At 76.5% G+C, this 6,531-nt stretch carries 8 protein-coding genes; 4 read left to right on the top strand and 4 right to left on the bottom strand.

Annotated features, from left to right (window positions below; translation table 11 throughout):
- The 3 genes from WCS02_RS15885 to WCS02_RS15895 all read right to left on the bottom strand — a co-directional run.
- A partial coding sequence (locus tag WCS02_RS15885; RefSeq protein ID WP_340294990.1) for a CpaE/TadZ family protein occupies positions 1-1,252 on the bottom strand: 1,252 nt, incomplete at its 3' end.
- On the bottom strand, positions 1,249-1,980 hold the full coding sequence (gene cpaB / locus WCS02_RS15890) for a Flp pilus assembly protein CpaB (protein WP_340294992.1): 732 nt from the start codon (positions 1,978-1,980) through the stop codon (positions 1,249-1,251). The genes WCS02_RS15885 and cpaB, both read right to left, overlap by 4 nt.
- Positions 1,977-2,762, bottom strand: coding sequence for a hypothetical protein (locus tag WCS02_RS15895; protein WP_340294994.1), 786 nt, complete (start codon positions 2,760-2,762; stop codon positions 1,977-1,979). The genes cpaB and WCS02_RS15895 overlap by 4 nt, the downstream gene beginning before the upstream one ends.
- 90 nt (positions 2,763-2,852) lie before the next feature.
- Here WCS02_RS15895 and WCS02_RS15900 point away from each other — a divergent pair, with 90 nt between their 5' ends.
- The 4 genes from WCS02_RS15900 (at position 2,853) to WCS02_RS15915 (ending at position 5,976) form a co-directional block, all read left to right on the top strand.
- Entirely contained in the window at positions 2,853-3,236 is a 384-nt protein-coding gene (locus tag WCS02_RS15900; RefSeq protein WP_340294996.1) for a DUF192 domain-containing protein, read from the top strand.
- A gap of 85 nt (positions 3,237-3,321) precedes the next feature.
- Positions 3,322-4,698, top strand: coding sequence for a hypothetical protein (locus WCS02_RS15905; RefSeq protein ID WP_340294998.1), 1,377 nt, complete (start codon positions 3,322-3,324; stop codon positions 4,696-4,698).
- 49 nt (positions 4,699-4,747) lie between these two features.
- On the top strand, positions 4,748-5,506 hold the full coding sequence (locus WCS02_RS15910) for a hypothetical protein (protein WP_340295000.1): 759 nt from the start codon (positions 4,748-4,750) through the stop codon (positions 5,504-5,506).
- Positions 5,503-5,976 (top strand): hypothetical protein, encoded by a 474-nt coding sequence (locus tag WCS02_RS15915; RefSeq protein ID WP_422665429.1) that lies wholly within the window; start codon positions 5,503-5,505, stop codon positions 5,974-5,976. The genes WCS02_RS15910 and WCS02_RS15915 overlap by 4 nt, the downstream gene beginning before the upstream one ends.
- A gap of 19 nt (positions 5,977-5,995) precedes the next feature.
- Here the strand turns inward: WCS02_RS15915 and WCS02_RS15920 are convergent, their stop codons facing one another.
- The gene (locus WCS02_RS15920) at positions 5,996-6,436 is read right to left on the bottom strand and encodes a hypothetical protein (protein WP_340295002.1); all 441 of its coding nucleotides are present in this window, start codon (positions 6,434-6,436) and stop codon (positions 5,996-5,998) included.
- Positions 6,437-6,531: the final 95 nt, after the last annotated feature.

Genomic DNA, 6,531 nt, shown 5'->3' on the forward strand with positions numbered 1-6,531 from the left:
CGGCACCGGCCTGCGCCGCCGCGTCCCGTCCCGTCCGACGCCGGGTCCGAGCCGGCCGCGCCTGGCGCCGCCCGGGTCCCGCCGCACCGGGGCTCACCAGCGCGAGGTCGGCGCCGATGGCGCGCAGCGTCGTCCACCACGCGGCGTCGCGGACCTCGAACGGGTCGCGGCTGTTGAGCGCGGCCTCCAGGCGGCGGAAGCCGGCGTCGACGGACGGCTCGACGAGCGAGGCCCGGGTCAGCTGGCGCACGGTGTCGACGGAGACCGTGGAGGAGCGGTTCACCCGGTTGACGAGCAGGCGCACCTCGGTCTCCTTGCGCACGCCGAGGCTCTCCCAGGCGTTGATGACGCGGCGCATCCCGCGCAGGGCGGCGACGTCGGTGGTGACGACGAGGACGACCTCCTCCGCCAGCTCCACCACGGTGGCCTGGGCCGGGGTGACGTGGGACCCGACGTCCACGAGCACGAGGTCGTACATCGTCCGCAGGCTCGCCAGCACCTGGCGCAGCGCCAGCGGCGTCACGGCCTCGACGTCGCGCACCTCCAGCGGCGCCAGCAGCAGGTCCAGGCCGGACGGGTGCCGGGTGATCGCGTCGCCCACGGTGCCGGGCGACAGGTCGTCGGCGACCTTGGCCAGGTCGGCCACCCCGAGGCGGTGCCGGAGCTCGAGGATGCCGGTGACGTCGCCCTTCTCCAGGTCCAGGTCGACGAGGCAGACGGACACGTCGTCGACGGTGCGGACGACGTCCATCGCCAGGTGCGTGGCCAGCGTGGTGACGCCGACGCCGCCCTTGGCGCCCGCGAAGGCGACCACGCGGCCGGCGCCGGTGTCCTCGGCGGACGTCCCCGCGCCGCTGCCCGCGCCGAGGATGCGGCGCATCTGCCCGGACCACTCCGCCGCGGCGGTGAACCGGGCCTGGAGGGACTCGAAGCTGAACGGGTACGACACCACGCCGCGGGCGCCGGCCTCGACGGCCTGGGCCACCGCGTCCCCGCCGGTGTCGCCGCTGACCAGCAGCATCGCGGTCGCGGGACGGCGCAGGCTGAGGTCGCGCATGGTGGCGGTGGCCGGGTCGGGACCGAGCCCCTCGTGGACGAGGACGACGTCGACGTCCTCGCGGGTGACCGCCGCCACGAGCTCGGAGGTGGACGCGGCCACGTAGGCCAGGTCGACGTCCGGGATCTCCCCGAGCGCGGCCTGCAGCTCGCGAGCCAGCGCCTGGTCGGTCGCGGCGACCACGACGCGGGTCACGGGGCCTCCACCGCCACGGGCTGGCCGCCGAGGTCGCCGGCGTCGAAGTCGTCGGTGTCGTCGGTCCGGTCGGTGCCCACGTCGGTGGGCAGCGCCACCAGGCGGACCTCGGCGGCGAAGGCGTTGGCGTAGGTCACCGACAGCGCGTCGTCGGGCTCCAGGGCGAGGGTCACCGGCAGCACGCTGGTCTCCTGCAGGCCCTCCTCGTCGTCGTTGGTGCGCACGGTCCGCTCCCCCTCCACGGTGACGACGCGCACGTCGCGCACCAGCACGCGGACCTGCGCGGGCAGGCCCGGCACGTCCTCGAACACGGCGTAGATGTCGACCCGGTCGTTCGGGGCGACCCGGCCGGCGACGCCGGTGACGGAGTTGACGTTGATGGCGATCTCGCGCTCGGTCGGGCTGAGGTCGGAGGTGGGGATGAGCATGTCGGCCGTCACGACCGTCTCGGCCTCGAGCCGGAACGGGGCCCGGCGGCCCTCGATGTCGCCGAGCTCGAGCTGCGAGGACGGCGAGGTCCACCGGGCGGGCACCTCGACCGGCTCGACGTTGTCCTCGGTGAAGGGCTGGTAGGCCTCGATCGGCCCGACCGCCCGGTACACCGTGGTCAGCGGGCCGACCTGGCTGCTGACCTCGCGGACGTAGTTGGTGACGATCGCGAAGACGCCGACGGCGACGACGACGCTGAGCACCATGAGCACGACGCCGCGGCGCTGCCTGGGGTTCACGTTCCTGCCTCCTGGAGGGTGACGACGGCGGAGCAGAAGCGGCAGGTGCCGCCCGGCGCCGCGTGGCCGCAGACGTCGCACGCCGGGCCGGTGGGGGCGGTGGGGACGTCGGCGCCCCACGGGAGCAGGGCGGCCTGCCACGTGGGCGCCCGGCCGTACAGGTGGGCCCAGCGGCCCGGGAGGTCGACCGTGCGGACGGCGGTGGGCCGGGCCTGCGCGACCAGCGCGGCGAGCGCGGGGTCGTCGGAGCCGGTGACGACCATCTCCGCGGTGCCCGGCCGGAGCCCGACCAGCGCCGCCTCGGGGCGCTGCACCGGCAGGACGACGGCGTCCGGGTGGGTGCGGACCAGGAACTGCGAGCCGGGGAAGAGGCTGCGGGCGTGCTGGCGCAGCGTCGGGTTCGGCCGGCCCAGCCGCGTGACGTCGGTGAGCAGGATGACGGTCCACGTCTGCTGCAGCAGCTGCTCCAGCAGCGCCGCGCCCCGGCCCGCGTCGTCGGTGGCCGCCAGCGCGGTCGCTGTCGCCGCCACCGCGCCCACCGGCGCGCACGGGCTGACGAGCACCGTGACCGGGTGCTCGGGGTGCCGTCCGACGAGCACCGTCGCCGCCGTCCGGGCGGCGGTCGCGTCCTGCGGGGCGGCCACCACGACGGTGGCGGTCGCCTGCAGGTCGACCCGGTCCACGAGCGACATCACGTCGCCGACCGGCACGACCTCGACACCGGCGGGGGACGCGTCAGGGGTGGGCTCCGACGTCGCGAGGACGCCCTGCCAGTACGCCACTGTCCCCCCAGCTGCACGTGTGAGCGGCACCACTGGGGGCGCGCGGACGTCGTCCGTGCGTCCTCGTGGGCCGGCGTACCGTACCAACCTGTGAGAACGCCACGGGGGTCCGACGGCGACCTGGTCATCCGGACGGCCCACGGCCGCGAGGTGACGACCGAGCTCGCCGGGACCTACCTGCGCCGCCTGCGCGGGATGCTCGGGCGCCGGCACCTGCCGGACGCGCTGCTGCTGCGGCCGGGCAACAGCGTCCACGGGATGGGCATGCTCGTGGCTCTCGACGTCGCCCAGCTCGTGCCGGGCCCGGACGACGGCTCGTACCGGGTCCTGCGGACGTGCCTGCTCCGCCCGGCCGGCCTGGTCGGCGCCCGCCGTGGCGTGGTCGCGGTGCTCGAGGCCCCGCGCGGCAGCTTCGGCCGCTGGGGTCTGGCGGCCGGGGACGTCCTGCACGTCGACCAGGCCGCCGCTCGCTGACCAGGGCCCACGCCCGCAGGGGCTGGGCCCGGGCGTGGGCCCTGGGGCCCTGGGTGCACGGCGCGGTGCACGGCAGGATCCCCGCGTGACCGCACCGAGCCCCGCCGGGACCCGCCGCCCCGCCCCCGCGCCCGTCGCGCTGCGCCGGCTCCGCGGCGACGCCGGGGTCGGGTCGCTGGAGTACATCGGGATGGTCACGGTCCTGGCGGTCGTCGTCGCGGCCTTCGCGGTCGTGCCGGCCTCGTTCCCGTTCCGCACGGCCGTCGCCCAGGCGCTGTGCTCGATGTTCCAGGGCGACTGCTCCGCCGTCGTGCCGCCCCCGCCGCCGCAGTGCGAGGTCTCCGCCGCCGGGCGCGAGATCGGGGCCAGCGTGACGGCCTTCAGCATCAAGGTCGGCCGCAAGGACTCCTACGAGATCGTCCAGTTCGGCGACGGCAAGGCCCGCGTGACGACCGGCGACGTGCTCGAGCTCGGGGCCTCGGCGTCCGTCGGCGGCGGGAGCAGCCTCTCGATCGGCGACGACGGCGCCATCGGGGGCGGGGCCAAGGGGTCGGCGTCGGTCACGGCCTCGGGCGGGGTCAAGCTGCTCTACGACTTCGAGGACGGCGACGAGGCCGCCGACTGGGTCGAGGACAACCGCAACATCTTCGCCCAGTCGCTGAACTTCGCCGGCGGGCCGCTGGCCGACGGCGGCGAGCAGCTGTGGAACCACCTCGACGACGACCGGCCGGACCCGTCCGCGATCGCCTTCCAGGTCGGCGCGGCCCTGCGCCTGGGCGGCGAGGCCGGCATCGGCGGCACCGCGAACGTCTCCGGCAGCGGGTCGGCCAGCGTCACCGGCGTCATGCAGCTCAACCGCGACGGCACCTCGTCGTTCACCACGACGGCGGCGTCGTCGGCGCAGGGCGAGCTGCTCCTCGCGATGGCCTCCGGCGAGCTCGCGGGCAACGCGTCGGCGGGCTACAGCGTGACCTTCGACGCGTCCGGCCGGCCCACCTCGCTCAAGCTGTCCACGGTGACGGGCTACCGGAGCGCGATCGGGATGAACACCCTGGGCCTGGAGACCGGCGGTCGGACGATCACCGACGTCGGCTGGGACTTCGACATCGGGGAGTGGGGCGGGGAGACCCGGACGACCACGACCCTCGACCTCACCGACCCCGCCAACCGCGCGGCCTTCGACGAGGTGTTCCTGCTCGCCGGGCCCGTGGCGGCGATGGACCCGCGGGCCACCTTCGACGGCTCGGTGGACGCGCTCGCCGACCGGGTCGCGGCCTCCGGCGTGGCGGTGACCGCCGCGTACGCTGTCGACACCAGCGAGGTGGGGTTCGACGTCGACGCGGGTGCCGGGGTGAAGTTCGGGCTCGAGCTGGGCTCGGACTCCTTCGAGCGGCGGCTCCTGGACGCCCACGTCCGCGACGGCGCGAGCGGGGCAGGCTGGCAGCCGCTGAGCACGTGCTGAGCCCCGTCCACCAGGACCGTGCACCGGACGCCAGGAGAGGACCCACCCGATGATGCGAGCCGCCGTCACGGCGTCCCTGGTCGTGGCCGCCCTCACCCTCACGGCGTGCAGCGGTGCCGACGGCGGTGAGGCGACGGGGCCCGTGAGCGAGCCCGCGCCCGTCCGGACCGACGCCTCCTCGACGCTGCCGCCGCGGGGGCCGTCGGAGCCTGCCGGGGACCCCTCGCCCTCGTCGTCCTCCGCCGAGCCCGAGCCCGGCACCACCGTGGCCCCCGCGACCGAGGCCGTGCCGTCCGACCTCGACGTCGGCGCGCCCGAGGGGTGGCAGACCTGGCAGGTGGACCGGGTCGTGTTCGCCCTGCCGGGCGACCTGGTCCCCAGCGCCGACCGGAGCATCCCGTCGGCGTCCGTGTCGTTCTTCGCGCCCCTGCGGGACGGCGAGACCGTCTCCGGTGCGGCGTTCTTCGTCGAGACCGGCGCGGTCGGCCCGCTGCAGGTGCGCACCCAGCTGCTGGAGCAGGTGCGGACCTCCCAGACCGGTACCGAGCCCGTGCGCGGGCCCGAGGAGGTCGACGTCCCCGGGTCGGCCGGGGCGACCCGCATCGACTACGCCTACGACCTCACCGTGCCCGAGACCGGGCGCTCGGCGGCCAGCCTCCAGGTCGACGTCACCATCCAGATGCCCGACCCGGGACCGAACTACGGCGTGTTCCTCAACGCCCTCACCACCGAGGTGACGGAGGCGGACCTCACGGCGTTCGTCGCGTCCTTCCGGGTCCTCGACGCCGGGGGCGGGCTGCCCGGGTGATGCTCCCGCCGGCCCCGCCGGCCCCGCCGGAGGTCGCGGGCGCCGCGCCCCCGGCGTGGTTCCCCTGGGTGGGGCTCGCGGCCGGTGCGGTGCTCGGCCTGGTCGGTCTCGTCTGGCTGCTGCGGGTGCTGCCCCGGCTGCGCCGGGCGCGGTCGACGACCGGAACGGTCGTGGAGGTCGGCCGCCGGACCGCGAACCGCGGTCAGTTCCTCTGGCACCTGGTCGTCGACTACGCGGTGGTCGACGGCGCTGGCGCCGGGCAGGTCCGGCGGGGGGAATGGGTGGGTCAGTCCTCGCTCGACCACACCGCCTACGCCCCGGGGATGCGGCTGCCGGTCCGGTACGACCCGGTGTCCGGGGCCGTCGTCGACCTGCCCGGCGGCGGGCGGCCGCCGGCCTGGCTGGTCCCCGCGGTCCTGCTCGTCGTCGGTCCGCTGGTCGGCGGGCTGTTCTGGGTCATCACAGGCTAGGCCGGCCGGACCGTGCTGCTCAGCCGGTGTAGGGCGCGGGCGGCGGCGCGTGGCGCGCGAGGAGGGCACCGAGGCCCGCGACCAGACCGGCCAGCACGGCGCTGAGCAGCGGCCCGGCCAGCAGGGCGCCCGCGGGGGCGCCCACGAGCAGCAGCCCGACCACCCCGACGAGCGCCGGCACCGCGAGGTAGCCCGCCGTCGCGCCGAGCGCCACGCTCGGCACCGTGGTCGAGCGGCGCACGCCCTGCGCCCGCAGCGGCCGGCTGCCCAGCCACCCGGCCAGGGCCCAGGTGAGCACCGCGACGACGGAGGTGGCCACGGCCACGGCCCCCGGGCCGACCCGCTCGCCCGACGGTGGCGGGGCCAGCGCCAGGACGGCGGTGAGCAGGAGGTACGCCAGCACCACGACGAGCCCGGCGGTCGCCGCGGCACGCCCGTCCACCCTGCCCCCGCGGCCCACGGGAGCACGCTAGCGGCGCCGGCCGCGGAGGCGGCGCCGGCAGGCCCGGGAGCCCTGGCAGGGGACCGGGCCGTGGACGGGTCCCCGCCCGGGCG

Origin of the sequence: Aquipuribacter hungaricus (assembly GCF_037860755.1) — a bacterium.
In the GTDB taxonomy this organism is placed as follows: Bacteria; Actinomycetota; Actinomycetes; order Actinomycetales; family JBBAYJ01; genus Aquipuribacter; species Aquipuribacter hungaricus.

Bases quoted from the DNA above. Each gene is read 5' to 3' on its own strand.
- WCS02_RS15910 (WP_340295000.1), top strand. From the start codon at position 4,748: ATGATGCGAGCCGCCGTCACGGCGTCCCTGGTCGTGGCCGCCCTCACC.